Source organism: Phenylobacterium aquaticum, assembly GCF_022695515.1.
Classification (GTDB): Bacteria; Pseudomonadota; Alphaproteobacteria; order Caulobacterales; family Caulobacteraceae; genus Phenylobacterium; species Phenylobacterium aquaticum.
The window spans coordinates 66539-91968 of record NZ_JALDPT010000013.1; the positions used below are offsets into that span (position 1 = coordinate 66539).

Annotated in this window: 22 protein-coding genes and 1 pseudogene; 10 read left to right on the forward strand and 13 right to left on the reverse strand. The window is 69.2% G+C overall.

The window, feature by feature from the left end; genetic code table 11:
- Positions 1 to 20: 20 nt before the first annotated feature.
- The 3 genes from MQH10_RS11495 to MQH10_RS11505 are packed head-to-tail and all read left to right on the forward strand — an operon-like array spanning position 21 to position 3892.
- The gene (locus MQH10_RS11495; RefSeq protein ID WP_242564194.1) at positions 21 to 1694 is read left to right on the forward strand and encodes an ArnT family glycosyltransferase; all 1674 of its coding nucleotides are present in this window, start codon (positions 21 to 23) and stop codon (positions 1692 to 1694) included.
- Positions 1691 to 2596, forward strand: a complete 906-nt coding sequence (locus tag MQH10_RS11500; protein WP_242564195.1) for a hydroxymethylglutaryl-CoA lyase — start codon at positions 1691 to 1693, stop codon at positions 2594 to 2596. The genes MQH10_RS11495 and MQH10_RS11500 overlap by 4 nt, the downstream gene beginning before the upstream one ends.
- 15 nt (positions 2597 to 2611) lie before the next feature.
- A complete protein-coding gene (locus tag MQH10_RS11505) occupies positions 2612 to 3892 on the forward strand; it encodes an NAD(P)/FAD-dependent oxidoreductase (protein WP_242564196.1) in 1281 nt (426 codons plus the stop codon).
- Between the two features lie 3 nt (positions 3893 to 3895).
- Here MQH10_RS11505 and MQH10_RS11510 read toward each other — a convergent pair whose 3' ends face one another.
- Genes MQH10_RS11510 through cysS form a run of 6 tightly spaced genes read right to left on the reverse strand, consistent with a single transcriptional unit; the run spans position 3896 to position 9527 of the window.
- Positions 3896 to 4834, reverse strand: a complete 939-nt coding sequence (locus tag MQH10_RS11510; protein ID WP_242564197.1) for a glycosyltransferase family 2 protein — start codon at positions 4832 to 4834, stop codon at positions 3896 to 3898.
- Positions 4831 to 6816 (reverse strand): threonine--tRNA ligase, encoded by a 1986-nt coding sequence (gene thrS, locus MQH10_RS11515; RefSeq protein WP_242564198.1) that lies wholly within the window; start codon positions 6814 to 6816, stop codon positions 4831 to 4833. The genes MQH10_RS11510 and thrS overlap by 4 nt, the downstream gene beginning before the upstream one ends.
- On the reverse strand, positions 6813 to 7079 hold the full coding sequence (gene yidD / locus MQH10_RS11520; RefSeq protein WP_242564199.1) for a membrane protein insertion efficiency factor YidD: 267 nt from the start codon (positions 7077 to 7079) through the stop codon (positions 6813 to 6815). Before yidD ends, thrS begins: the two co-directional genes overlap by 4 nt.
- Before the next feature lie 56 nt (positions 7080 to 7135).
- Positions 7136 to 7585, reverse strand: a complete 450-nt coding sequence (locus tag MQH10_RS11525; RefSeq protein WP_242564253.1) for an iron-sulfur cluster assembly scaffold protein — start codon at positions 7583 to 7585, stop codon at positions 7136 to 7138.
- Complete coding sequence (locus MQH10_RS11530) at positions 7582 to 8139, reverse strand: SRPBCC domain-containing protein (RefSeq protein WP_242564200.1); 558 nt, start codon at positions 8137 to 8139, stop codon at positions 7582 to 7584. Before MQH10_RS11530 ends, MQH10_RS11525 begins: the two co-directional genes overlap by 4 nt.
- Positions 8140 to 8144: 5 nt before the next feature.
- Complete coding sequence (gene cysS, locus MQH10_RS11535) at positions 8145 to 9527, reverse strand: cysteine--tRNA ligase (protein WP_242564201.1); 1383 nt, start codon at positions 9525 to 9527, stop codon at positions 8145 to 8147.
- Positions 9528 to 9715: 188 nt separating this feature from the next.
- Between cysS and folE the strand changes: the two genes are divergently transcribed.
- Positions 9716 to 10348 carry a GTP cyclohydrolase I FolE gene (gene folE, locus MQH10_RS11540; RefSeq protein WP_242564202.1) on the forward strand — a complete coding sequence of 211 codons (633 nt, stop codon included), beginning with the start codon at positions 9716 to 9718 and terminating at the stop codon, positions 10346 to 10348.
- Here the strand turns inward: folE and MQH10_RS11545 are convergent.
- Positions 10345 to 11205 (reverse strand): DUF817 domain-containing protein, encoded by an 861-nt coding sequence (locus MQH10_RS11545; RefSeq protein WP_242564203.1) that lies wholly within the window; start codon positions 11203 to 11205, stop codon positions 10345 to 10347. The two genes, folE and MQH10_RS11545, sit on opposite strands and share 4 nt — an antisense overlap.
- Positions 11206 to 11246: 41 nt before the next feature.
- Between MQH10_RS11545 and hisI the strand changes: the two genes are divergently transcribed.
- Positions 11247 to 11645 carry a phosphoribosyl-AMP cyclohydrolase gene (gene hisI, locus MQH10_RS11550; RefSeq protein WP_242564204.1) on the forward strand — a complete coding sequence of 133 codons (399 nt, stop codon included), beginning with the start codon at positions 11247 to 11249 and terminating at the stop codon, positions 11643 to 11645.
- A complete protein-coding gene (locus MQH10_RS11555; protein WP_242564205.1) occupies positions 11642 to 12268 on the forward strand; it encodes a LysE family translocator in 627 nt (208 codons plus the stop codon). Before hisI ends, MQH10_RS11555 begins: the two co-directional genes overlap by 4 nt.
- Here the strand turns inward: MQH10_RS11555 and MQH10_RS11560 are convergent.
- On the reverse strand, positions 12265 to 13944 hold the full coding sequence (locus MQH10_RS11560; RefSeq protein ID WP_242564206.1) for an alkaline phosphatase D family protein: 1680 nt from the start codon (positions 13942 to 13944) through the stop codon (positions 12265 to 12267). The two genes, MQH10_RS11555 and MQH10_RS11560, sit on opposite strands and share 4 nt — an antisense overlap.
- Positions 13945 to 14041: 97 nt before the next feature.
- Between MQH10_RS11560 and MQH10_RS11565 the strand changes: the two are divergent.
- A pseudogene (locus MQH10_RS11565) lies at positions 14042 to 15060 on the forward strand (RluA family pseudouridine synthase).
- 210 nt (positions 15061 to 15270) lie between these two features.
- Entirely contained in the window at positions 15271 to 16158 is an 888-nt protein-coding gene (rpoH, locus tag MQH10_RS11570) for an RNA polymerase sigma factor RpoH (RefSeq protein ID WP_242564207.1), read from the forward strand.
- 140 nt (positions 16159 to 16298) lie between these two features.
- Here rpoH and MQH10_RS26410 read toward each other — a convergent pair whose 3' ends face one another.
- Together MQH10_RS26410 and MQH10_RS11580 are read right to left on the reverse strand one after the other, a co-directional pair.
- Positions 16299 to 17093: a response regulator gene (locus MQH10_RS26410; protein ID WP_272886874.1), complete on the reverse strand. Its 795-nt coding sequence runs from the start codon at positions 17091 to 17093 to the stop codon at positions 16299 to 16301.
- 148 nt (positions 17094 to 17241) lie between these two features.
- The gene (locus MQH10_RS11580) at positions 17242 to 18528 is read right to left on the reverse strand and encodes an adenylosuccinate synthase (protein WP_242564208.1); all 1287 of its coding nucleotides are present in this window, start codon (positions 18526 to 18528) and stop codon (positions 17242 to 17244) included.
- Positions 18529 to 18743: 215 nt separating this feature from the next.
- Between MQH10_RS11580 and MQH10_RS11585 the strand changes: the two genes are divergently transcribed.
- Together MQH10_RS11585 and MQH10_RS11590 are read left to right on the forward strand one after the other, a co-directional pair.
- Positions 18744 to 19163, forward strand: a complete 420-nt coding sequence (locus tag MQH10_RS11585) for a VOC family protein (protein ID WP_242564209.1) — start codon at positions 18744 to 18746, stop codon at positions 19161 to 19163.
- Positions 19160 to 20143: a threonine ammonia-lyase gene (locus MQH10_RS11590; protein WP_242564210.1), complete on the forward strand. Its 984-nt coding sequence runs from the start codon at positions 19160 to 19162 to the stop codon at positions 20141 to 20143. Before MQH10_RS11585 ends, MQH10_RS11590 begins: the two co-directional genes overlap by 4 nt.
- Here the strand turns inward: MQH10_RS11590 and MQH10_RS11595 are convergent.
- From MQH10_RS11595 to MQH10_RS11605, 3 genes are all read right to left on the reverse strand, one after another.
- Positions 20140 to 21090, reverse strand: coding sequence for a hypothetical protein (locus MQH10_RS11595; RefSeq protein ID WP_242564211.1), 951 nt, complete (start codon positions 21088 to 21090; stop codon positions 20140 to 20142). The two genes, MQH10_RS11590 and MQH10_RS11595, sit on opposite strands and share 4 nt — an antisense overlap.
- A gap of 69 nt (positions 21091 to 21159) precedes the next feature.
- A complete protein-coding gene (locus MQH10_RS11600; protein WP_242564212.1) occupies positions 21160 to 24297 on the reverse strand; it encodes an efflux RND transporter permease subunit in 3138 nt (1045 codons plus the stop codon).
- Positions 24294 to 25430, reverse strand: a complete 1137-nt coding sequence (locus tag MQH10_RS11605) for an efflux RND transporter periplasmic adaptor subunit (protein WP_242564213.1) — start codon at positions 25428 to 25430, stop codon at positions 24294 to 24296. Before MQH10_RS11605 ends, MQH10_RS11600 begins: the two co-directional genes overlap by 4 nt.

A 25430-nucleotide genomic window follows, 5' to 3' on the forward strand; every position in this document is an offset into this window, starting at 1 on the left:
GATCGTGCTATCAAGGAGACATGAGTCTGGAAGCCTTGATCGAGCGTTGGAGCCGCGGTTGGCGCGGACCGGCGCTTGCCGCCCTCATCGCCTTCGCCGCGGGTCTCCCCGGCGTGTTCGCCGTGCCGCCCCTGGACCGCGACGAGTCGCGCTTCGCCCAGGCGACGGCCCAGATGCTGGAGCAGGAGGACTTCGTCGTCATCCGCTACCAGGATCAGCCGCGGTTCAAGAAGCCGGTAGGCATCCACTGGCTGCAGTCCGCCAGCGTCGCGGCCTTCTCCGACCCGGCGGCGCGGGAGATCTGGGCCTATCGCATCCCCTCGCTGCTGGGCGCGATGCTGGCCGCGGCGGCCTGCGCCTGGGGGGCCGCGGCCTTCTTCGGCTCGGCCACCGGCCTGATCGCCGGCGCGACCCTCGGCGCGACCTTCCTGTTGTCCACCGAGGCCTTCATCGCCAAGACCGACGCGGTCCTGTGCGGGACCACGACGCTGGCCATCGCCGCCCTGGCGCGGATCTACGCCAGCGCCCAGGGCGGGCCGCCCTCGGGCCGGCTGACCCGGCTGCTGTTCTGGCTGGGCCTGTCGGTCGCGACCCTGGACAAGGGGCCGGTGGGCCTGATGGTCGTGGCCCTGACCGCGCTCAGCCTCTGGGCCTGGGACCGCAAGGCCGGCTGGCTGAAGGATCTGGGCTGGGCCTGGGGCTCGCTGTTGTTCCTCGCCGTGGTCGGGCCCTGGGCCTGGGCGGTGACCGTGGCCACGGACGGCGGGTTCTGGAGCGCGGCGATCGGCGGCGACCTGGCCCCCAAGCTGGCGGGCGGTCAGGAATCGCACGGCGCCGCGCCGGGCTATCACACCATCGCCGCCATCCTGCTGTTCTTCCCGGCCACCCTGATTCTGCCGGCCGCCCTGGCCGCGGCCTGGCGGCGACGCGACGAGCCGGGCGTCCGCTTCGCCCTGTGCTGGCTGGTCCCGTCCTGGCTGGTCTTCGAGCTGATGCCGACCAAGCTCGTCCATTACACCCTGCCCGCCTATGGGGCGCTCGCCTGGCTGGCGGCCGCGACGGCGACCCAACACCAGCTCGGTCCGAGACTGCGGGTCGCGGGCGCCGCCCTGGCCGCCTTCGCCGGGGTGCTCCTGGGCGTCGGCGCCATCTATCTCTATCGCCAGTACGGCGACCCGACCGACCTGCCCGCCGCCGTGCTGTCGGCCGCCCTGCTGGCCAGCGCCGGGATCGTCGGGGCGGTGCTGCTGGTGCGGGGACCCGCCCTGACGGCCCTGACCGCCGCCCTGGGGCTGGGACTGGTCGGACATGGGATGCTGGTCGCCGGTCTCGCCCCCCGCCTTGAGCCGCTTTGGCTGTCCCGCCGCGTCGAGGCCGTCCTGGCCCGCGAACGTCTTCTGCCGCGCCAGGGGATCACCGCCGGCCCGGTCGCCGTGGCCGGCTACGCCGAGCCCAGCCTGGTGTTCGGGGTCGGCACCACCACCGATCTGGAGGGGCCCATCGAGGCCGCCGACGCGCTCGCCGACAATCGCCCGGCCGTGGTCGAGGCCCGCGAACAGGTGGCCTTCGAGGCCGCCCTGAAGACCCTGAACGTCCGCCCCCGCCTGGTCGGCCAGGTCAGCGGGCTTGACTACTCCAACGGCGACAAGACCACCTTGCGAATCTACGCCCCGCCGCAGGAGTCCCCGCCATGAGCCGGTTCATCCAGATCGTCGAAGTCGGCCCCCGCGACGGGCTGCAGAACGAGAAGACGCCGCTGGACGTCGGCCAGAAGCTCGACTTCATCCGCAGGCTGGAGGCCGCCGGCGCCCGGCGGATCGAGACCGTCTCCTTCGTCAATCCCAAGCGCGTGCCGCAGATGGCCGGGGCGGAAGAGGTCATGGCCGACCTCTCGGGCCAGCCCACCGGCGGGCGCATCGGCCTGGTCCTGAACATGCGCGGCTGGGAGCGGGCCGTCGCGGCGGGGTGCGACGAGGCTAATGTGGTGGTCTGCGCCACCGACGGCTTCGGCATCCGCAACCAGGGCGCCTCGACCGCCGAACAGATGACCGCCCTGGCAGAGATCGCCGCCCGACGCGACGCCGAGGGCGGCCCGCCGATCACCGCCACCCTGTCGGTCGCCTTCGGCTGCCCCTTCGACGGTGAAGTCGCCGAGGACCGCGTGGTGGCCCTGGCGCGGGAGGCCGCGGCCCTGAACATCGCCGAGATCGCGCTCGCCGACACCATCGGCGTGGCCGATCCCTGGATGGTGCGTCGTCGGGTGGAGGCGGTCCGCAAGGCGGTGGGCGACACCCGGCTGCGCCTGCATTTCCACGACACCCGCAACACCGGCCTGGCCAACGCCTATGCCGGGATCGAGGCCGGGGTCGACGTGCTGGACGCCAGCTGCGGCGGCCTGGGCGGCTGTCCCTTCGCCCCCGACGCCACCGGCAATATCGGCACCGAGGATCTGGTCTATATGCTGGAGCGGGCCGGATACGAGACCGGCTATGACCTGGCCGCCCTGATCTCGACGGCCAAATGGATGTCGGGCCTCCTGGGCAAGCCGCCCAGCGCCGCGGTCAGCAAGGCCGGCGGGTTTCCCGTTCCGGCCTGAGGAGGGCCGCAGCCCATGCACTACGACATTGTTATCGTGGGCGGCGGCGCAGGCGGGTTGGAACTGGCGGCGCGGCTTGGCCGCAGACTGGGCCCGCGCAAGGGCCGCGAGCGGGTGCTGCTGATCGACCGGTTCGGCTTCCACATCTGGAAGCCCACCCTGCACGAGGTGGCGGCCGGCACGCTGGACGCCCACCAGGAGGGGCTGTCCTATTCGATCCTGGGCCGCCGCAACCACTTCAGCTTCATGCTGGGCGAGATGACCGGCCTGGACACGGCGGCCAAGCGCCTGACCCTCAAGCCGATCACCGCGCCGGACGGCCAGGTGCTGGCGCCCGAGCGGACCGTGACCTTCACCTGGGGCGTGCTGGCCGTCGGCAGCGGCTCGAACCTGTTCGACACCCCCGGCGCCGACCAGGCCCATCTGCTGGAGACCACCGGCGACGCCGAGGCGTTCCACACCCGCCTGCTGGCCGCCTTCATGAAGGCCTCGTTCTCGCCGGACCGCACCATGTCCGTGGCGATCGTCGGCGGCGGCGCGACCGGGGTCGAGCTGTCGGCGGAGCTGGTCGAGGCGCACCGCGAGCTGTTGCAGAGCATCGGCGCCGAGCAGCGGTTCCGCCTGGACATCACCATCGTCGAGGCCGCGCCGCGGATCCTGGGCGGCCTGCCCGAGAAGATCTCGGACCAGGCCACGGTGGCCCTGGAGCGCAAGGGCGTGCGGGTGCGCACCGACGCCAAGGTGCTGGCCGTGCGGCGCGACCGGCTGGAGACCAGCCAGGGCGACGTGGTCGCCGACCTGATCGTCTGGGCCGCCGGCATCAAGGCGGCCATGGCCAATGCGGGGTTCGGCCTGCCGGTGAACCGGATCAACCAGTTCGTGGTCAATGAGCGCCTGGAGACCCCAGCGGCCGACATCTGGGCCATGGGCGACTGCGCCGCCTGTCCCTGGAAGGACGGCCGCGCCGTCCCGGCCCGCGCCCAGGCGGCCCACCAGGAGGCCAGCTATCTGGCCAAGGCGCTCACCGCCCGGCTCGAACAGAGACGGGTCGAGGCGGCTTATGTCTATCGCGACTTCGGGTCGCTGGTGTCCCTGGGGGAGAACAAGGGGGTCGGCGCCCTGATGGGCGGACTGGGGGGCCCGAACTTCTTCGTGGAGGGCCTGATCGCCAAGTGGGCCTATATGTCCCTGCACCTGGATCATCACCGGGCGATCCTGGGCGTCGGCAAGACGGTGGTGCTGGCCCTGGCCCGGCTGCTGCAGCAGCGGGTCGCCGGCCGCCTAAAGCTGCACTGAGGCTCAGGCCGCCCGGCGGCGCATGCGCCACATGACGGGGCGGACCACGGCGGTGCAGACGATGATCGGCGAGAGGATCCAGGCCAGCAGGGTCTGGGAGATGGTCTCGGCGCGCTTGCGGAAATAGCGGGCGAGGCCCACGCCCTTGTGGAACTCCACCCGGATCGGGCTGGCGCGGCTGGTGTGGCCCAGGTGGATCACCTCGGCCTGGGGCTGGAACAGGACCATGCCGCCCGCCTGGCGCACGCGCCAGCACAGGTCGACGTCCTCGACATGCAGGAAATAGCCTTCGTCGAAACCGTCGACGGCCTCGAAATCCTCGCGGCGCATGCAGAAGCAGGCCCCGGAAATGGTCGGGATGGCGGCCACGCCTTCCGGCGGGGCGTCGGTCTCCCAGTGCACCTCGTAGCGGCGCCAGGCGGGCACCCGCTGGGCCAGATGGCTCAGGCTCATCAGGGCGCTGATCGGGGTGATGTCGCCGCGACGGGCGCCACGCTGTTCGGTGCGGTCCTCGTTCAGCACCCGGCCGCCGACGATGCAGGGCACGGGCCGCGCCTCGATCGCCTCGGAGAGCGAGGTGATGCAGCCCGGCTGCAGGAAGGCGTCCGGATTGAGGAAGATCAGGATGTCGCCGCTGGCCCGGCGGGCGCCGAGATTCGCGCCCCGCGCGAATCCGACATTGCCCTGGCCGACGATCAGCACCACCCGGCGGTCGCGCTCGGCGACCCCCTTGAGACGCGTCGCCTCGGCGCAGCTCGATCCGTTGTCGACGATGACGAATTCATCGACCAGCGGGTCGGCCAACACGCAGGCGACGCTCTCCTCGAGCGCCTCGCCGGTCATATAGACCACCATCACCACCGAGACCTTGCGGCGCGGCGCAATGAAACTGAGCGTCGGCGCGGGCTCGTAGGCGACGATCGGTGCGGCTATGCCGTTCATCCAGCCTCCATGGCCTCAGCCGAAGTCGAGACCGAAGCGGCCGCCGCCCCCGCGACGCCACGGGCAACATCAGGCGGTGAAGCTTCGGTGGCAAGGGTCTTCGCGGCCTGGGCGAGCGAAAGCACGGATTGGCCGTCGGAGCCCAGTCTGCGCAAAGCCACATTACCCTCCTCGGCCTCGCGTCGCCCGACCACGGCGATGACCGGAGTCTTGGCCAGGCTGTGCTCGCGGACCTTGTAATTGATCTTCTCGTTGCGAAGATCAACCTCGACGCGCAGGCCCTGCGCACGCAGGGTCTGGGCGACCTTCTGAGCATAGTCGTCGGCGTCGGACGTAATTGTGGCCACGACCACCTGGGTCGGCGCGAGCCACAGGGGGAAGGCCCCGGCGAAGTTCTCGATCATCACGCCCAGGAAGCGCTCCATCGAGCCGCAGATCGCCCGGTGCAGCATGACCGGCCGCTGCTTGGAGCCGTCCTCGGCCACATATTCGGCGTCCAGGCGCTCCGGCAGCACATAGTCGAGCTGAAGCGTGCCGCACTGCCAGGTGCGGCCGATGGCGTCGCGCAGGTGGAATTCCAGCTTCGGGCCATAGAAGGCGCCTTCGCCGGGCAGGTGCTCGACGTCCGTGCATCCGGCGGCGATGGCCGCGCGCTCAAGCTTGGCCTCGGCTTCGTCCCACACTTCGTCGGAGCCGAAGCGCAGTTCGGGGCGCAGGGCCAGCTTCACCGCATGCAGCTCCAGCCCGCAGTCGGCGTAGACGCTTTCCAGCAGGCGGATGAACTTGGTGGATTCCGCCTCGATCTGGTCCTCGCGGCAGAAGATGTGGGCGTCGTCCTGGGTGAAGGCGCGCAGGCGCATGATGCCGTGCAGGGCGCCGGACGGCTCGTACCGGTGGCACGCGCCGAACTCCGCCATGCGCAGCGGCAGGTCGCGGTAGCTCTTTTGACCGTGGTTGAAGATCTGGACGTGCCCCGGACAGTTCATCGGTTTAACGGCCAGGACCTCGCCTTCCGTCGTTTCGCAGGTGAACATGTTCTGGCCGAACTTCTCCCAGTGGCCCGAACGCTCCCAGAGCACCCGATCCATGATCTGGGGCGCCTTGACCTCGACATAGCCGTCGGCGTCCAGGCGGCGGCGCATATAGGCCTCGACCGTGCGGTAGAGGGTCCAGCCCTTGGGGTGCCAGAAGATCATCCCCTTGCCCTCTTCCTGCAGGTGGAAGAGGTCCATGGCCCGGCCGATCTTGCGGTGGTCGCGCTTCTCGGCCTCCTCCAGGCGCGTCAGGTGCGCCTCCAGGTCGGCCTCGCTGGCCCAGGCGGTGCCGTAGATCCGCTGAAGCTGGGCGTTGCGGTGGTCGCCGCGCCAATAGGCGCCGGCCAGCTTGGTCAGCTTGAAGGCCTTGCCCACATGCTTGGTCGAGGGCAGGTGCGGACCCAGGCACAGGTCCTTCCACTGGCCCTGACGATAGACCGTGATCGTCTCGCCTTCCGGCAGGTCGGTGATGATCTCGGCCTTGTAGGCCTCGCCGATCTCCTTGAAGTGGGCGATGGCCGCGTCGCGGTCCCAGACCTCGCGCACGATCTTCTCGTCGCGATCGACGATCTCCTTCATGCGCTGCTCGATCTTGGCCAGATCGTCGAGGCTGAAGGGCGTCTCGCGGGCGAAGTCGTAATAGAAGCCGTCCTCGATCGCCGGACCGATGGTCACCTGGGTGCCGGGGAACAGCTCCTGCACGGCCTCGGCCATCACGTGGCTGGCGTCGTGGCGGATGGTCTCCAGCGCCTCGGGGCTTTCCCGGGTCAGGATCTCGAACTTGCCCCCGCCCGGCAGGGCGCGGTCGAGATCATAGAGCTGGCCGTCCAGCTTGATGAGCAGGGCCTTCTTCTCCAGCGACTTGGCGATGGAGGCGGCCACCTCGCGGCCGGACACGCCATCTTCGAACTGGCGCTTGGAGCCGTCGGGGAAAATCAGATCGATCATGTTTCACACGTCCATTTCCGGGCGGAGGGGCGTCCTCCGCGCGGCGGGGGCGGCGGGTCATAGCCCGAACCACCCCAGGGATTGCATCGACACAGCCGGTGCGCCGCGAGCCAGGCGCCGCGCCAGGGGCCGTGACTGACCAGGACCTCAACCGCATAGTCCGAACAACTCGGCATATAGCGGCACTGGCGCCCGATCAGAGGCGAGAGCGTCAGCTTGTAGGCGCGATGGGCGCCTTTGACGCAGGTTTCGTAGAGGGTCATGCCGGCTCGCAGCCTTGCGATTCAGTCGCCGCGAATATCCCGAGTGGAATCAGGGATCAAGCCGCGCCGGCGCGGCTAGTTCGCTCCATGGCGCGACGGACAGCGTCCGCCGCGGCCTCGAACGCGAGCAGCGTGGAGGCGTGTCGGGCGGGATAGTCCTTCACCGGGGCGAGCATGGATAGGTCCGCAAATCGTCCAGAGGGCGCGGGTGCGCCTTGCTTCAACATAGCACGGAACTGGTCGCGGGCCATCTCGATCTCGGCCAGATCGGCGCCCAGCACATGGGTTCCGAGGATCGAGGCCGAGGCCTGGCCGAGCGCGCAGGCCTTGACGTCCTGGGCGAAGGCGCTGACCCGGCCGTCGTCCAGGGCCACGTCCACCACGACCCGGCTGCCGCAGAGCTTGGAGACCTTTTCCGAGGACCCTTGCGGGTCGGCCAGCCGCCCGGCGTGCGGCAGGTTCGCCGCCAGCTTGAGGAGCTTGGCCGAATAGAGGTCGTCGATCATGAGCGGGATGTAGGGTCGCCGGCCTCGGCGCGCCATGCGGCCTCCGCGCGCGCGGCCAGGATCTCGCCCATCTCGGTGAAGCCCTTGCGGATCGACTTGCGCATGCGCCGCGCGATGGAGGGGCCCATCAGCCCGCCGAAGATCTCGCCGTTGGAGAGGATGGAGTTCTCCTCCGACAGCTTCTCGATCTCGATGAACCGCACGTTCTTCACCAGGCCGCCCAGCATGGTCAGCCGCCAATGCAGCTGTTCGTCCGGCACCCAGTCCTGCACCACCGGCTGGATGGTCCGGTGCGCCTCGCCCGGCAGGGCCAGGGTCAGGGTGAGCACCGAGCCGATGCGGATCTCGCCCTGCGCCTTTGGATAGATCGGGTTCCACTCCGACCAGCGGGGCAGGTCGGAGATGATGCTCCACAGCACACGCGCCGGCGCCTTCACCCCGATCCGGTGCTCGATCTTGGCCCCGCCGCCGCCGGCAGGCGCGCCACCGCCGCCACCGCCGCCGAAGGCGAAGCCGGCGGAGGGCTTGAACATCTCTCCAGGCTTGATCGCCATCGGCCCTACTCCTTGATCCGCCAGGTCGCCCCGGCCGGTCCGTCCATGACCTCGACGTTCAGCGCGGTGAGCGCGTCGCGGATGCGGTCGGCGGCCGGCCAGTCCTTGGCCGCGCGGGCGGCGATCCGCTCCTCGATCAGAGCGTCGACCTTTTCGCGCAGATCATCCGTCACGCCGGCCTGGAACCAGGCCTCGGGATCGCCGCTGAGGAAGCCCATCAGGTGGGCCGAGGCCAGGAGCTCGCCCTTGGCCCGGGCGCGGCCCTCGCCCTTGGCGGTCTCGAGCGCGGTGGCCATGGCGAACAGCTCGGCCATGGCGGCCGGGGTGTTGAGGTCGTCCTCGAGCGCCTCGAGGAACTTCGGATTTGGCCCGGTGTCGGCGGCGACCACCTCCGAGGAGCGCCGCAGGGCGCCATAAAGCCGGTCGAGCGCCTTCTTGGACTGGGCGATCAGGTCGCCGGTCCAGTCCAGCGGCGCGCGATAATGGCCGACCAGCAGGGCCCAGCGCAGGGCCTCGCCGGGCGCCTGGGCGAGCAGGTCGCGCACCAGGGCGACATTGCCCAGGCTCTTCGACATCTTCTCGTCGCCCATGTTCAGGAAGCCGTTGTGCATCCAGTAGCGGGCGTAGCCGACGGAATGGTCGCCATGGGCGCAGACGCCCTGGGCCATCTCGTTCTCATGGTGCGGGAACAAGAGGTCGATGCCGCCGCCATGAATGTCGATCGGCAGGCCGAGCGTCTGCTCGATCATGGCCGAGCACTCGATGTGCCAGCCCGGCCGGCCCGGCCCCCAGGGGCTGTCCCAGACGGGCTCGTTGTCCTTCGACGGCTTCCACAGCACGAAGTCGGCGGGGTGGCGCTTATAGGGGGCGACGTCGACGCGGGCGCCGGCGATCATGTCCTCCATCGGGTGGCCCGACAGCTTGCCGTAGTCGGCGTAGGACTGGGTGTTGAACAGCACGTGGCCCTCGGCCGCATAGGCCGAGCCATTGGCGACCAGCTTGCCGATCATCTCGACAATGGCGTCCATGGTCTGGGTGGCGCGCGGCTGGTGGGTCGGGCGCAGGGCGCCCAGCACCGACATGTCGGCGTTATAGATGCCGAGATAGCGGTCGGTGATCACCGAGATCGGCACGCCTTCCTCGGCGGCCTTCTTGTTGATCTTGTCGTCCACGTCGGTGACGTTGGCGGCGTAGATCACCGCCTCGCGGCCGTACTGGAAGCGCAGCAGGCGGAACAGAACGTCGAATGCGACCACAGGCCGCGCATTGCCGATATGGGCGAAATTATAGACCGTCGGTCCACAGACATACATCGTCACCCGCTTGGGATCGTGGGGAACGAAGGGCCGCTTGGCGCGGGCCATGGTGTCGTAAAGACTGAGGGTCATAGGGCTCTTTAGGAAAACTGACGTGGCGTGACGGTTGCCGGTGCGTGCGTCTGTCCCATATACATTTCGACCACACGCTAGGCCACGGGGGACACATCCCTGATCGAACGGCCAACGTAGATGGGTGGCACGCGTCAATCCGGGACCTTCGTCCCGGCGCAACTCAGCCCGGAAAGAGCCTCACCGACATGGACGCACCTACTCGCGACCGAACCCTGATCGGCGTGTCCGATCTTGATCTTGACGCCGTGAAGCGCCCGACGCGCGAAGAAGCGATGGAGGCCGTGCGCACTCTGATCGCCTGGGCCGGCGACGACCCGCGACGCGAAGGCGTGATCGACACCCCCAAGCGGGTCGTGGACGCCTATGCCGAATGGTTCGAAGGCTACAATCTCGATCCGGCCAAGGAGCTGTCGCGCACCTTCGAGGACGTGCAGGGCTATGACGACATCGTCATGCTGCGCGACATCGAGGTCGAGAGCCACTGCGAGCACCACATGGCGCCGTTCCTGGGCAAGGCCTATGTCGCCTACATGCCGACCAACCGGGTCGTGGGCATCTCCAAGCTGGCCAAGGTGGTCGAGATCTTCGCCCGCCGGCTGCAGACCCAGGAGACCATGACCCAGCAGATCGCCGACGCGATCACCGACAGCCTGCGGCCGGCCGGCGTCGCCGTGCTGATCGACGCGGCCCACCAGTGCATGACGACCCGCGGCGTCCATCACCGCCACGTCACCACCATCACCACCCAGTTCACCGGCGTGTTCAAGACCGACGCGACCCTGCGTCAGCGGTTCCTCGACTTCGTGAACCGCCGCTAGTCCGGCCTCTGGTCCGCCGGCTCCGGCCGGTGGACCAGGCTGACCAGCACAAAGCTCAGCATCATCAAGAGGTACCAGGAGCCCAGCTTCGTCAGCGGGACCATGGTCCATCCGTCGGCCTGGGCCGGATAGATCCAGGTGCGGGTGAAGGTGCCGACGTTCTCGGCGAACCAGATGAACAGGGCGACCAGGCCGAAGCCCATCAGCATGGGCATGCGGCGCGGCTTCAGGTCCGGGGTGAACTGGAACCAGCGCCCCCAGAACACCACGACCGACAGGGCGAACAGGCCCAGCCGCAGATCCACGCCATAGTGGTCTGTGAAGAAGTTCAGATAGCTGAGCACGGCGATCGCCCAGGGCGCCCAGAGCGGCGGATAACGCTCGAAGCGGATCTCGAACAGCCGCCAGGCCCGGGCGATATAGCTGCCGATCGCCCCGTACATGAAGCCCGAGAACAGCGGCACGCCGGCGATCCTCAGGACCGAGGCTTCGGGATAGATCCACGAGCCGTGTGAGACCTTGAACACCTCCATCACCGTCCCGACCACGTGGAAGATGGCGATGACCAGGGCCTCCTCCCATCGCTCCAGCTTGGTCGCCAGCAGGAGGATCTGCAGGCCCAGGCCCGTGGCCACCAGAAAATCATAGCGTGAGAGGACCGCCCCGGCCGGCCACCAGAAATGCGTGCCGATCAGGGCCGCGACCATCGCCCCGCCGAACAGGCAGGCCCAGGCCTGCTTCAGGCCGAACAGCAGGAACTCATAGAGGAAGGCGTTAAGCCGGGACCTGAGCGCCCAGGGCCGGGCCGCCGCGTCGAACGCCGCGACGCGGCCCTTGATCCAGTCCTTGAGACTCATGGCGCCAAGGCTAGGCGGGGACGCGGTATCGCGCCATATGGTTGAGCATGAGCCTGTTCCCTGACGCCCCCGACAAGCACGCCCTGGAGCGCGGCGAGGTTCTCGCCCCGCGCTTCGACACCAATGGCCTGATGGCCGTGGTCACCACCCACGCCGAGACCGGCGAGGTCCTGATGTTCGCCTGGATGAACGCCGAGGCGCTCGCCCGCACTCTGGAGCTGGGCGAGGCGGTCTATTTCAGCCGCTCGCGCAATGAGATCTGGCACAAGGGGGCGACCTCCGGACAGATCCAGAAGATCGTCGAGATGCGCATCGACTGCGACCAGGACTGCCTGCTGCTCAAGGTCCTGCCCCAGGGCGACGGCGGCGCCTGCCACGTGGGCTTCCGCTCCTGCTTCTATCGGGTGATCGAGGACGGCAAGCTGGTGGAGCGCCCATGACCGTCGTCCAGGCGCTCGTCGCCTTCACCCTGGCCGCCGGCCTTCTGACCCTGACGCCGGGCCTCGACACCGCGCTCGTCCTGCGCACCGCCGCCGTGGAGGGACCGCGTCGCGCCGCCCTTGCGGGCGTCGGCATTGTCCTGGGCTGCCTGGCCTGGGGGGCCGCCGCGGCCGTCGGCCTGGGCGCCCTGCTCGCGGCTTCGACGCTCGCCTTCACGGTGCTCAAGTGGACCGGCGCCGCCTATCTGGTCTGGATCGGCATCGGCCTGATCCTCAAGCCGCGGGACCGGTTCGACCTGGAAGCGCCGGCGCGGTCGGCGACCAGCGACCTGGCCTGGATGCGCCGGGGCCTGCTGACCAATCTGCTGAACCCCAAGGTCGGCGTCTTCTATGTCTCGTTCCTGCCCCAGTTCCTGCCCGCGGGCGTGGCGCCGGGCCCCTTCATGTTCGGCCTGGCCGCCATCCACGCGGTGTTGGGCGTGGCCTGGTTCGCCGCCCTGATCGCCGCCACCCAGCCGCTCGCCCGCGTGCTGAAGCGCGCCGCTGTCGTCCGTTGGCTGGACCGGCTGACCGGCGGCGTCTTCCTGGCCTTCGGGGTGCGTCTGGCGCTCGAACGCCGCTAGATCTCCGTGACGGCCGAGATCCCGCCCGGCTCCGGCGTCACGCGGAAGGCCTTGTCCACCGAGACCGTGTAGCCGGGCGTCACGATCGAGGAGACCTTGATCAGTTCGCCCTTGGCCTCGGTCGGGGTCAGGGTCAGCAGCACGAAGCCCTTGGCCGCCTGATTGTTATAGACGACCTCCTTGTTGGCCTTGGCGTAGACCTCGCCCAGCGGCACGGTCGGCAGGGCGTCGCCGCCGCCCGGGCTGGTGATCCCCGTGGCCCCGAACTCGGCGGCCACCCGGGTTCCCGCCGCGTCATAGAGCTCATTGGCCCAGAAGGCGTGGCTGTCGCCGGAGACCACGATGGTCCGGGCGCCGGCCGCCTTGATCGCCGCATAGACCCGCTCGCGATCGACCGGATAGCCGTCCCACATGTCCAGGCCATAGGGCAGGCCCAGACTGGCGATCAGCTCCAGCCGCTCGATGCGCTGCTTGCCGGCCGCCGACACCCCGGCCATGGCCTTGGCGTAGACGGCGGGATCGAGCTCCTTCTTGAGGCTGGCGACATTGACTCGGGCCATGACCACTTCATTGCCCAGCACCTGCCAGGTGCGCCCGCTCTTCACCGAATTGGCCAGCTCCTGGCCCAGCCACTGCTCCTGGGCCTCGCCCATCATCCGGCGGTCGGGATCATAGAGCCGGGTCTTGAACCCCTTCACGTCCGGCTTGCCGTCCATGCCGGCGAGGTCGCGCTCATAGACCAGCTGCTTGTCCCGCGCCGTCAGTCGGGTCTCCAGCATGAACAGGCTGGCCAGGTCGCCGAAGTGGAAGGTGCGGTTGATCGCGAAGCCGCCGTCGGCCGGCTCGCGGATCGGCATCCACTCGAAATAGGCCTTGATCGCGCGGGCCTTGCGCTCGTTCCAGGGCCCCTCGTCGATCGGGGTGTGGTTCTGGGCGCCGTCCTTGTAGCTGTCATTGGCGGTCTCGTGGTCGTCCCAGACCACGATCCAGGGCGCGCGGGCGTGGGCGGCCTGCAGCATGGGGTCGGTCTTGTACTGGGCGTGCCGGCGACGATAGTCGTCCAGGCTCTCGCACTCGTGCGGCGGATCGTGCGGGCGGAAATAGGCGACCTTGGAGTCCATGCCGTAGGAGCCCGGCCCGCCATATTCGTAGATGTAGTCGCCCACATGCAGGATGGCGTCGACCCGCGGCAGGGCGGCGATGGCGCCATAGGCGTTGAAATAGCCGTTGGGATAGAGGGCGCAGGAGGCCACGGCGAGCACCACGTCGGGCGTCTTGCCCTCCGGCAGGGTGCGGGTCTTGCCGACCGGCGAGGTCACGCCATTGGCCTCGAACCAGAAGACATAGTCGCGGCCGGGCTTCAGGCCGGCGACATCGACCTTGACCGTATAGTCGCGCCCCGGACCGGTGACGCCCTCCCCCGACTTGGCCAGCTTAGCGAGCTTGCGGCCCTTGCCGACCGGATCGAGCCGCCAGCGATAGGCGATGTCGCCGGTCCCGGCCTGGGCAGGCGTGATCCGCGTCCACAGGATCAGGCGATCCTGCAGCGGATCGCCGGAGGCCACCCCATGCAGGAAGCTGACCGGGCCGGCATAGGTGGCCGGGGCCTGGGCGAGGGCGGGGCTGGCGGCGCCGAGGCCCAGAAGGGCCAGGGCCCTGCGACGATCGATCTTCATGCGGCCATCCCCTGCTCTCGCGCCCCATGGGACGCCGTGCGATACACCGAAAGGTTCCTACGACGGGACCATGATAGTTCGATGTCCAAGCAAGGCCATGCCCCTGTCCGTTCCGCCGCCCGATCCTGCGCTTGATGATGAAGAGGGCGGCGACCTCGGGGAAATCCTGCGGCTGGAGGTGCCGGCCGATCAGGCCGGGGGCCGCCTGGACAAGACCCTCGCCGACCTCGCCGCCGACCTCTCCCGCGCCCGGCTTCAGGCCCTGATCGCCCAGGGTCGTTTAAGTTTGAACGACCGCGTCCTCACCGACGCCTCCGCCAAGGCCCAGGCCGGGACCTATGAATTGCTGGTGCCGCCGCCAGAGCCGGCCGTGCCCCAGCCCGAGGCCATCGCGCTCAGCATCGTCCATGAGGACGCCTATCTGATCGTGGTCGACAAGCCGCCGGGCATGGCGGTCCATCCCGCGCCGGGCAGCGAGCGTGGCACCCTGGTCAACGCCCTGCTGCATCACTGCGGCGACAGCCTGGCCGGGATCGGCGGTGTGGCGCGGCCAGGGATCGTGCATCGCATCGACAAGAACACCTCCGGCCTGCTGGTGGTCGCCAAGACCGACGCGGCGCATCAGGGCTGTCGGCCCTGTTCGCCCGCCATGACATCGACCGGGAATATGTCGCCCTGGTGCGCGGCGCGCCGCACCCGTCGCGCGGCACGATCGAGACCCGGCTGGGCCGCTCCCAGAGCGACCGCAAGAAGATGGCGGTGCTGAAGACCGGCGGCCGCGAGGCGATCACCCACTATGTCGTCGAACGCGCGTTCGGCCCCGCGGAAAAGCCGCTCGCCGCCCGCGTGGTCTGCCGGCTGGAGACCGGTCGCACCCATCAGATTCGCGTGCATATGGCGTCGAAGGGATCCCCCTGCCTGGGCGACCCGGCCTATGGCGCCAGCGCCCCGGCCCAGGCCGTCCGCGATGCGATGGGGGAGGCCGGCCTGACCCGCCAGGCCTTGCACGCCAAGGTTTTGGGCTTCGTCCATCCGGTCACCGGCGAGACCCTGCGGTTCGAAAGTCCCCTGCCCCCGGACATGGCTAAGCTGGAAGCGTTGCTCGCAGGCCTGTGAGAAAGACTGGGCCTCAGGCGCCTTGATGACGCCCATTTACAGGTCTAGAAATACCTGAGTTGAGCACTCGGATTTTCGGGCCGTCCTCCCAAACGGGCCCTCTTACGCAGCCGCCGATCAATACCTATTTGAGGATTGGAGGGGGCGTACGGCCTCGCGCGGCTTGTCGCGCGCCGACCTGAAGTCCGCACGAGGGAAGGGGATAATTCCATGGCTACGACCGCCCTGTCGGTCATGTCGCCTGACGGCGGCCTGAGCCGGTATCTGACCGAAATCCGCAAGTTCCCCATGTTGGCCAAGGACGAAGAGTTCATGCTGGCCAAGGCGTGGAAGGAACACGAAGACCCCGAGGCGGCCCACCGCCTCGTCACCAGCCACCTGCGCCTGGTGGCCAAGATCGCCATGGGCTATCGCGGCTACGGCCTGCCGATCGGGGAAGTGATCTCCGAGGGCAATGTCGGCCTGATGCAGGCGGTGAAGAAGTTCGAGCCCGACAAGGGTTTCCGCCTGGCGACCTACGCCATGTGGTGGATCCGCGCCTCGATCCAGGAATACATCCTGCGCTCCTGGAGCCTGGTGAAGATGGGCACGACCGCGGCCCAAAAGAAGCTGTTCTTCAACCTGCGCAAGGCCAAGAGCGCCATCTCGGCCTTCCAGGAAGGCGACCTGCGCGCCGACCAGGTGAGCGAGATCGCCACCAAGCTCGGCGTGCTGGACGAGGAAGTCATCTCGATGAACCGCCGGCTGTCCGGCCCCGACGCCTCGCTGAACGCGCCCCTGCGCGCCGACGGCGAGAGCGAGTGGCAGGACTGGCTGGAGGACACCGACGCGGTGAGCCAGGAGACCCAGGTCGCCGAGACCCAGGAACGCACGATCCGCATGAGCCTGCTCGAAACGGCCATGACCGAATTGTCCGACCGTGAACGACATATCCTGACCGAGCGCCGGCTGAAGGACGAGCCGACCACCCTTGAGGAACTGGCCGCCCAATACGGCGTCAGCCGCGAGCGGGTCCGCCAGATCGAGGTCCGGGCGTTCGAGAAGCTGCAGAAGTCGATGAAGGCCGCGGCCGAGGCCAAGCATCTGGTTGACGCCTGAACGATCTGACCTGAACCGGATCGCGCCCGCCGCTCCCCACCGGAGCGGCGGGCGTTTTCACATCTGGCCTGCGGCTAACAGGACCTGTTCAAGAACTGGGTGAAGTCGGTCGTCTTTGGAAGGGTCCCGGCGGGACGCGCCTAGAGCATCACCGACTGGGGCTTGGGCCGGGCGGCGTCGTCGGCGGGCAGGCGGGCCAGCAGAGGCGCGGCCAGGCGGCCGGTCTCGACCGGATCGAGCACCCCGGCCTGGGCTGAGGCCAGCAGGAAGCGCTGCAGATCGGCGGCTTCGGTCGCCAGCGACATGTCGGAGATCGCCACCGCGACCCGCTGCAAGTCGCCGGCCTGGGCCCGCAGGGCGCGGAGCGCCTGGGCCGGGTCGCTGTCGATGGCGGTGAGCGCCGCCTTGATGATCCTCAGGGCCTGGAGAATCCGCTGGGAGTCGGTGGAGGCCTTGTTGTCGGACCGGCGCTTCAGCGGGCCGGTATAGTCGTCGGAATTGAAGCGGCGGCGATCGGGGCCGATGTATTGCACCGCCTCGACCCAGTCGCGGGGCCGCAGGGTGACGGCCTCCAGGCGGCGGACCAGCTCCTTGGCGGTGTAGGGCTTGCGCAGGAATTCGTGCACCCCGGCGTCGCGCGCCGCCATGATCGACTGGGCGGTGGCGGTGGCGGTGACCACGATGATCGGCGCCTGGCGGCAAAGCAGGTCGCTGCGCCGGAACTTCCGCGCGAAGTCCACCCCGTCCACGCCCGCCCCGGTGAGCTCGACGAACACAACCTGAGGGTCGATCTGAGCGGCCAGCTCCATGCCGCGCTTGTTGGTGGAGGCCATATAGACCTGGCCCTGGCTAATATTGCGCAACAGGTCGCCCAGCAGGCGCGCGCTGGCGGGCGCCGGGTCAATGACCAGGGCCTTGCGCAACATGGGGGCCATGCGCGCGATCAGCTTTGACTCATCGTTGAACACGGAACGACCAGGAACCAACACACCGAAGAAGGAGAGTTTGGGCCCTGACCGTAAAGATCAGCTTGACGCCGGGGCGGTCGGGACGCCGTGTCGCGCCCCGGCCACACCTTCTGGTTCAGTCCTGGAAGGGGTCGCGCACCATGATGGTGTCGTCCCGCTGCGGGCTGGTCGAGACCATGGCCGCGGGGGCGCCGATCAGCTCCTCGACCCGGCGGACATACTTCACCGCATTGGCGGGCAGGTCCTTCCACGAGGTCGCCCCGGCGGTGCTCTCGCTCCAGCCCTCCAGCTCCTCATAGATCGGTTCGAGCGCCGACTGGGCCTTCAGGCCGGCCGGCAGGTAGTCGAAGGTCTTGTCGCCCAGCCTGTAGCCGACGCAGATCTTCAGCTTGGGCAGGCCGTCGAGGATGTCGAGCTTGGTCAGCGCGATGCCGTCGATGCCGTTCAGCGCCACCGACTGGCGCACCAGCACGGCGTCGAACCAGCCGCAGCGGCGCGGACGCCCGGTGACCACCCCGAACTCCTTGCCCACCGTGCCCAGGTGCTGACCGATCTCGTCGAACAGCTCGGTGGGGAACGGCCCCTCGCCCACGCGGGTGGTGTAGGCCTTGACGATCCCCAGCACATAGCCGGGCCCCTTGGGGCCGAGACCTGAACCCGCCGCAGCCTGGCCGGCCACGGTGTTGGACGAGGTGACATAGGGATAGGTGCCATGATCGACGTCGAGCAGGGCGCCCTGGGCGCCCTCGAACAGCACCCGCTTGCCGGACTTCACCACCTGGTCCAGCAGCCGCCAGGCGGGCTGGGCGAAGGGCAGGATCTTGGGCGCGATGGCTTCCAGCTCGGCGAGCAGGGCGGCGGCGTCGAAGTCGGGCAGGCCGAGCCCGCGGCGCAGCGGGGTGTGGTGGGCCAGCAGCCGGTCGATCTTGGCTTCCAGCGCCTCGCGGTCGGCGAGGTCGCCGACCCGGATGGCGCGGCGGCCGACCTTGTCCTCATAGGCCGGACCGATGCCGCGGCCGGTGGTGCCGATCTTGTTGACCGCGGCCGCCTCGCGGGCCTGGTCCAGGTCGCGGTGCAAGGGCAGGATCAGGGCGGCGTTGTCGGCCAGCACCAGCAGGTCGGGGGTGATGTTGATCCCCTGGGCGCCGATCTTGGCGATCTCCTCCAGCAGGTGCCAGGGATCGACCACGACGCCGTTGCCGATCACCGACAGCTTGCCCTGGACCACCCCGGACGGCAGCAGCGACAGCTTATAGACCTGATTGCCGACCACCAGGGTGTGGCCGGCGTTGTGCCCGCCCTGGAAGCGGACCACCACGTCGGCGCGGTTCGACAGCCAGTCGACCAGCTTGCCCTTACCCTCGTCGCCCCACTGAGCGCCGATCACAGTCACATTGGCCATAAGATACGATTCCGCAGCCTGCCGCGCGGGTCCAACCACGCCCTTCGACAGGCTCTCGGCGGGTGGACTTGATCGATTTTCGGTGACCGCGCCGGGCCGCTCGGGCGCCTGGGTCGCAGTCAGTCGGTGTAGAGCCCGTGACGGTTTCGCCGTCAAGTCCCGCCGTGCGACGCCGGCCTCTCGCGCGGCGCCCGGGGCGGCGCTATGAGGGAGGCATGACCCTGCCCCGCTTCCATCTCGCCTTCCCCGTCCGTGACCTGGCCGAGGCCCGCGCCTTCTATGGCGGCCTGCTCGGCTGCCCCGAGGGCCGCTCCAGCGACGCCTGGATCGACTTCGATTTCTACGGCCACCAGATCGTGGCCCACCTGTCGCCGGACGAGGCGGGGCACCGCAACACCAGCGCGGTGGACGGCGAGGACGTGCCGGTCCGTCACTTCGGCGCGATCCTCACCCTGCCCCAGTGGGAGGAGATGGCCGCCAAGCTGAAGGCCGCCGGGACCAAGTTCGTGATCGAGCCGCAGATCCGCTTCAAGGGCCAGCCCGGCGAACAGGCGACCCTGTTCTTCCTGGATCCGTCCGGCAATGCGCTGGAGTTCAAGGCCTTCGCCGACGACGCCATGGTGTTCGCGAAATGACGGTGGTCTTCGCCGATATCGAGGCCGCGGCCGAGCGACTGAAGGGCCAGGCGCTGGTCACCCCGCTGATCGAGAGCCCGGCGCTGAACGAACGCCTGGGCCTGCGGGTGCTGATCAAGCCCGAGACCCTGCAGAGGGTCGGGGCCTTCAAGTTCCGCGGCGCCTATAACCGCCTCTCCCAGCTTGGTCCGGACCAGCGCAAAGCGGGCGTGGTGGCGTTTTCCTCTGGCAATCACGCCCAGGGCGTGGCCCTGGCGGCGCGCCTGCTGGGCATGCCCGCGGTGATCGTCATGCCGGCCGACGCGCCCGCCGTGAAGGTCGAGGCGACGCGGGGCTATGGCGCGGAGATCAAGCTCTATGACCGGCTGACCGAAGACCGGGTGGCCATCGCCGCCGGCATCGCCGCGGCGCGCGGCGCCGTGGTGGTTCCCGCCTTCGACGATCCCGACATCATCGCCGGCCAGGGCACGGTCGGGCTGGAGCTGGTCGCCCAGGCCGAGTCGATGGGCTGCGCCCTGGACCTGGTCATGGCGCCGGTCGGCGGCGGCGGCCTGATGGCCGGGACCTCCATCGCCGTAAAGACCCTGTCCCCCGGAACCGAGATCGTCGGGGTGGAGCCGGCCGGCTTCGACGACACCGCCCTGTCGTTGAAGGCCGGCGCGCGCCAGACGCTCAAGCCCACGACCCGCTCGCTCTGCGACGCCCTGGAGAGCCCCGCCCCCGGCGAACTGACTTTCCCCATCCTGCAGAAGACCCTGGCCGACATCGCCGTGGTCGACGACGCGGAGGTCGCCGCGGCGATGCGCTACGCCTTCCAGGTCCTGAAGCTGGTGGTCGAGCCCGGCGGCGTGGTCTGTCTCGCCGCCCTTTTGGCCGGCAAGGTCGCCCAGGCGAAGCCGGGCGCGACCGTGGGCCTGGTGCTGTCCGGCGGCAATGTGGACCCCGAGCTGTTCGCCCGGGTGCTGCGCGAAGAGGTCTAGAGCTCGACGGCCGGCTTGCCGGCCAGCTGCCGATAGATCTCGATCAGGGGCGCGATGGTGATGGCGTGCAGGGCCGCCGCCAGCAGGGCGTAGACCAGGGTCCCGCCGGCGATCCAGGGGGCCAGGGCCGGCAGCCAGACCGAAGGCGGATGGGCGAACAGCGCCTTCATATGGGCGTCGAGGCCATTCAGCCCACCGCTCACCCCGACCAGCATGGCCACCACCAGGACCAGCAGGCCGAAGGCCAGCTCCAGCAGCAGGATCATGGCCACGAGGCCGGCGAAGATCCCGAAGATCTTCCAGCCATGGCCGCGGGTGAGGTCCCAGGATTCCAGCAGCCGGAACCGCCGCTCGGCGAAGGTCATGGGCAGGGCCATGGACAGGCGGACCGCGCACCAGCCGAGGATGATGCAGCTGACCAGTATGGTCCCGAAGGTCGCGACATTGGTGATCTGGTCGCTGTTGCCCGAGGCGATGCGGATGGCCAGCACGACGATCACGCCGGTCAGGACGGCGGCGGTCAGGGCCACGATCAGCAGGCCGATGGCGGCGGCCTGGGTCGCAATCATCCAAAGCTCCGAACGCCCGAAGCGCAGATAGCCGAACCCCTTGTCCCGCGGGGTCAGCACCGCACGATAGACGGCGCCGTAGAGAATGCTGATCGCCGCCAGCGAGACCGGCAACTGCAGCAGGCTGTAGGGCAGCATGCGGTTCTGCAGGGCGGTCATGGCGGGGGAGGCCTGGTCGGGCTCGATCCCGGCCAGGGCGTCGCGGAACACCGGCCCATAGGCGGCGACCACGTCCGGCCACAGCAGCATATAGGGCAGAACCTGGGGCAGCAGCCCCAGCACCAGCCAGGCCGCGGCCCAGGCCAGCAGCAGGACGGGTTTGCGCGCGATGAGCCTGAGCCCTGCCGTCAGGGCCTCGACGCCCGAGAGACTCGCCATGTCAGATCCCTGTTCACCTCAGACGGGGACCATAGACCGGCGGCGGCCGGCTTGAACAGCGAGCCGCCGTCAGCCGACCGTGGTCTCGGGCTTGGCCTCGCGCGGCGTGATGATCTTGCCGAGCTTGGGCCGCAGCCAGGTCTCGAAGTCGTCGACGAACTCATAGACCACCGGCACCAGCACCAGGGAGAGCAGGGTCGAGGTGATCAGGCCGCCGATCACCGCCACGGCCATGGGCTGGCGGAACTCGGCGCCCTTTTCCAGGGCGAAGGCGGTGGGCAGCATGCCGGCGGCCATGGCCATGGTGGTCATGACGATGGGTCGGGCCCGCTCGCGGCAGGCCTCCAGCAGGGCCTCGCGCTGGGGCACGCCCTCGCGCTCCCGCTCGATGGCGTATTCGACCAGCAGGATCGAGTTCTTGGCCGCCAGACCCATCAGCATCAGGAAGCCGATCAGGGACGGCACGCTGAGCGACAGGTTGAAGGTCAAGAGCCCCAGGAAGGCGCCGCCGAAGGACAGCGGCAGGGCGGTCAGGATGACGCCCGGCTTGAAGAAGCTGCGGAACAGCAGCACCAGCACCCCGAAGATCATCAGCACGCCCGAGATCAGGGCCAGGCCGAAGGAGCTGAACAGCTCCACCATGGCCTCCAGCTGTCCGGTCTGGGCGGGGCCCACGCCGGGCGGCAGGTGCTTCATGATCGGCAGCTGCTGGATCGCCTTGAAGGCCGGCCCCTGGACCGAGCCGTTGAGCTCGGCCTGGACGGTCTGCTGGCGCTTGCGGTTCAGGCGGTTGATCTGGGACGGGCCGGCCTGGAAGCTGATGTCGGCGACGGCGTCCAGGGTGGTCATGCCGCCCGAGGCGGTTGGCACGCGCAGCGCCTTGATCCGCTCCAGATCGGCGCGGGCGTCGGCGGGCATGCGGATGCGGATCGGGATCCGGCGCTCACCGGCGGTCAGCTTGGCCACATTGGCGTCGATGTCGCCCAGCGTCGCCACCCGGGCGATCTGGGCGATGGTGTCGACGGAGACGCCCAGGCGGGCGGCCTCGTCGGCGCGCGGCCGGACCACTAGCTCGGGGCCGGTGGGCGGCACGGAGGGCCGGGGATCGGCGATGATGCGGATGGTCCGCATTTGCTTCTCCAGCTCCAGCGCCGCGGCCTGCAGGGCCACCGGATCGTCGCCGGTCAGCACCTGGGAAATGCCGGCGCCGCCCTGGAAGTCGAGGAACGACACCCGGGCGTCGGGGATCTCGCGCAGCTGCTGGCGGGTGGCGTTCTTCAGGTCGTCGCCGGTGATCGAGCGCTTCTCGTTCAGCAGGACGATGACCGTGCCGTCGCGCAGGTCGCTGCCGCCCCCGCCGCCGCCGAAGCCGGGGCCGCCGCTGGCCGCCGTCGAGCCGACCTGGGTGAAGACGCCGCGCACGCCGGTGCGGCCTTCGAAGATCCGGCTGACCCGGGAGGCGGTGTCCTCCATGGCCGCGGCCGAGGCGCCGGGCGGGCCCTGGATGTTGACATAGATGTAGTCGGGGTCGCCGGCCGGCTGGAAGCCTTGCGGCAGGAGGGTGGCCAGGAACAGCGAGCCGATGAACATCACCCCGCCGACGATGCAGGCGATGATCCGGTGGTCGAGCGCCCATTCCAGGGCGTTGCGGTAGAAGCCCTCGAAGGGCTTGCGGGCATGCGCCTCCTTGGCCGGCTTGAGCAGGTAGGCGGCCATCAGCGGGGTCAGCAGGCGGGCCACGACCAGGGAGAACAGCACCGCCACAGAGACGGTCAGGCCGAACTCGCGGAAGAACTGGCCGGCCATGCCCTTCATGAAGGAGACCGGGGTGAACACCACGACGATGGCCATGGTGGTCGCCACCACGGCCAGGCCGATGGCGTCGGCGCCGATCATCGAGGCCTCATAGGGCCGCATGCCCTGGGCCACGCGCTTTTCGATGTTCTCGATCTCGACGATGGCGTCATCGACCAGGATGCCGATCACAAGGGTCAGGGCCAGGAGGGTCACGACGTTCAGCGAGAACCCGAGCAGGTTCATGATGAAAAAGGTCGGGATCAGCGACACAGGCATGGCGAAGGCGGTGATCATGGTCGAGCGCCAGTCGCGCAGGAACAGGAACACCACGAGGGCGGCCAGGATCATGCCTTCCAGCAGCACGTGCTGGGTGGCGCGGAACGAGGCGCGGGTCTCGTCGACCGACGAGAAGATCCGCGTGAACTTCACGCCGGGATTGGCCTTCTCCAGCTTGGCCAGCGCCTTGATCACCCCGTCATCGACGACGACATCGCTGGAATCGCGGGTCTTCATCACCTGGAAGCCGACCACCGGCCGGTTGTTCAGGCGGGCGAAGCCGCGCACTTCCGACGAGCCGTCCCCGACCTCGGCGACGTCGGTCAGCTTCACATAGCGGCCCGAGCCGGTGGGGATGGTCATGGCGCGCAGGGCGTCGAGCGTGTTGACGGCGCCCAGCACCCGCAGGGTCTGTTCGCGACCGCCGACCTGGGTGCGGCCGCCGGCGGCGTCCAGGTCGAAGCCGCGCAGGGCGGTGTTGACGGACGCCGCCGTCAGGCCGCGGGCCGCCAGCTTGTCCGGGTCGATCAGGACATTGATCTCGCGGTTCACCCCGCCGACGCGGCTGATCTGCGAGACGCCCTTGGCGGCCTGCAGGCTGCGCGACACCGTATCGTCGATGAACCAGGACAGCTCGGTGTCGGACATGGCCGGAGCCTCGACCGCGTAGGTCAGGATCGGCTGGCTGTCCAATTCCACCCGGGTGACCGTGGGCTGGTCGATGCCCTGGGGCAGCACGGCGCGGGTCTGGTCCACGCGGGAGCGGACGTCGTCGGTCTTCTTCTGCAGGTCTTCGCCCAGCTCGAACTCGATATTGGTGGTCGAGACGCCCTGGGTCACCGTCGAATAGATGTTCTTGACGTTGGAGATGCCCGCCATGGCGTCCTCGATCGGACGCGTGATCTGGGTCTCCATTTCCGAAGGCGCTGCGCCGTTCTGGGTGATGGTCACCGAGACCATCGGGAACTGCACGTTCGGGAACTGCTTGATCGGCAGGCCGGTGTAGGACACCACCCCCGCCAGGATCAGGGCGATGAACAGCACCGCCACCGGCACGGGATTCTTGATCGCCCAGGCCGAGATGCGGAACCCGCCGCCCTGGGACTGGCCGGCATAGGGGTCGTGATGGCTCATCGCTTGGCGCTCACGGGCTGAGCGGCGTCGCCGGTCACCGGGCGGATCAGATCGCCGTCGAGCAGGAAGGCCGCGGCGTTCTGCACGACGAGCGCGCCGGCCGGCGGGCCCTTGGTGAGGGCGACCAGGCCGCCGCCGCGGGCGCCGGTCTGAACCACCACGCGGCGGACCCGGTTGTTGGCGTCGACGGTCATCACGCTGGCGCCGTCGGCGTCATAGCGGACAGCGGTCTCGGGCACCGCCAGGCTCTGGCCGGCGGCGTCCTGGAACAGGGCGCGGCCGAACCCGCCCGAGCGGATGTCGGAACGGACCGGCAGGCTGATGCGGACCGTGCCGAGCTTGGTCTGGGTGTTCACCTGGGGCGAGACCAGCCGCACCGTGCCCTCGGCGCTGGAGCCGGTGGGCAGGATGACCGTGACATGCTGGCCGGGCCGCACGCGGGCGACGTCCTCTTCCGACAGCTCGGCCTTCAGTTCGATCTGGCCGCCTTCGGCGATGCGGTACCAGGCGGTCGCTCCGCCGGCCGACAGGTCGCCGGGGCGGACATTGCGCTCCAGCACCAGGCCGGAGACCGGGGCGGTGACCGACAGCTTGGCGGACCGGGTCTGAATGTCCTTCAGGGCCGCGGCCTGGGCGTTGGCGGTGGCGCGGGCGGCGCGGGCCTGGAAGCGGCGCTGGTCGAGCGCCTCCTGGGACAGGACGCCCTGTCCGTCGAGGCCGTTCACCCGGCTGGCCTGGGCCTCGGCCTGTTCGGCCTGGACCGCCGCCTGGGCGGCCAGAGCCTTCTGCTGCTCGAGCTGGGCGGAAATCAGGGCGCCGTCGAGCTGGACCAGGGTCTGGCCGGCATGGACATAGGCGCCTTCATCGACCAGCACCTTGGCCACGCGATAGCCGGTGACCTCCGGCAGGACGGCGGCCTCCTCGCGGGGCTGCAGGGCGCCGGTGGCGGCGAGCGCGCCGTTGATGGCCTGGCTCTCGACGCGGACGACCCGGACCGCGCGGGCGCGCTGGGCCTCGGTCTCCTTGACCTGGGCCTTGCGGCCGCAGGCGGCGAGCGGGCTGGCGGCGAGCGCGATGGCCAGGGCGACGAACGCCAGCTTGGGGGTCGGGGCGAGCAGGTTGGATCTCGTCAC

Coding starts and splice junctions, on each gene's coding strand:
- MQH10_RS11495 (WP_242564194.1), top strand. CDS start 21: ATGAGTCTGGAAGCCTTGATCGAGCGTTGGAGCCGCGGTTGGCGCGGA.
- MQH10_RS11500 (WP_242564195.1), top strand. CDS start 1,691: ATGAGCCGGTTCATCCAGATCGTCGAAGTCGGCCCCCGCGACGGGCTG.
- MQH10_RS11505 (WP_242564196.1), top strand. CDS start 2,612: ATGCACTACGACATTGTTATCGTGGGCGGCGGCGCAGGCGGGTTGGAA.
- MQH10_RS11510 (WP_242564197.1), bottom strand. CDS start 4,834: ATGAACGGCATAGCCGCACCGATCGTCGCCTACGAGCCCGCGCCGACG.
- thrS (WP_242564198.1), bottom strand. CDS start 6,816: ATGATCGATCTGATTTTCCCCGACGGCTCCAAGCGCCAGTTCGAAGAT.
- yidD (WP_242564199.1), bottom strand. CDS start 7,079: ATGACCCTCTACGAAACCTGCGTCAAAGGCGCCCATCGCGCCTACAAG.
- MQH10_RS11525 (WP_242564253.1), bottom strand. CDS start 7,585: ATGATCGACGACCTCTATTCGGCCAAGCTCCTCAAGCTGGCGGCGAAC.
- MQH10_RS11530 (WP_242564200.1), bottom strand. CDS start 8,139: ATGGCGATCAAGCCTGGAGAGATGTTCAAGCCCTCCGCCGGCTTCGCC.
- cysS (WP_242564201.1), bottom strand. CDS start 9,527: ATGACCCTCAGTCTTTACGACACCATGGCCCGCGCCAAGCGGCCCTTC.
- folE (WP_242564202.1), top strand. CDS start 9,716: ATGGACGCACCTACTCGCGACCGAACCCTGATCGGCGTGTCCGATCTT.
- MQH10_RS11545 (WP_242564203.1), bottom strand. CDS start 11,205: ATGAGTCTCAAGGACTGGATCAAGGGCCGCGTCGCGGCGTTCGACGCG.
- MQH10_RS11555 (WP_242564205.1), top strand. CDS start 11,642: ATGACCGTCGTCCAGGCGCTCGTCGCCTTCACCCTGGCCGCCGGCCTT.
- MQH10_RS11560 (WP_242564206.1), bottom strand. CDS start 13,944: ATGAAGATCGATCGTCGCAGGGCCCTGGCCCTTCTGGGCCTCGGCGCC.
- rpoH (WP_242564207.1), top strand. CDS start 15,271: ATGGCTACGACCGCCCTGTCGGTCATGTCGCCTGACGGCGGCCTGAGC.
- MQH10_RS26410 (WP_272886874.1), bottom strand. CDS start 17,093: ATGGCCCCCATGTTGCGCAAGGCCCTGGTCATTGACCCGGCGCCCGCC.
- MQH10_RS11580 (WP_242564208.1), bottom strand. CDS start 18,528: ATGGCCAATGTGACTGTGATCGGCGCTCAGTGGGGCGACGAGGGTAAG.
- MQH10_RS11585 (WP_242564209.1), top strand. CDS start 18,744: ATGACCCTGCCCCGCTTCCATCTCGCCTTCCCCGTCCGTGACCTGGCC.
- MQH10_RS11590 (WP_242564210.1), top strand. CDS start 19,160: ATGACGGTGGTCTTCGCCGATATCGAGGCCGCGGCCGAGCGACTGAAG.
- MQH10_RS11595 (WP_242564211.1), bottom strand. CDS start 21,090: ATGGCGAGTCTCTCGGGCGTCGAGGCCCTGACGGCAGGGCTCAGGCTC.
- MQH10_RS11600 (WP_242564212.1), bottom strand. CDS start 24,297: ATGAGCCATCACGACCCCTATGCCGGCCAGTCCCAGGGCGGCGGGTTC.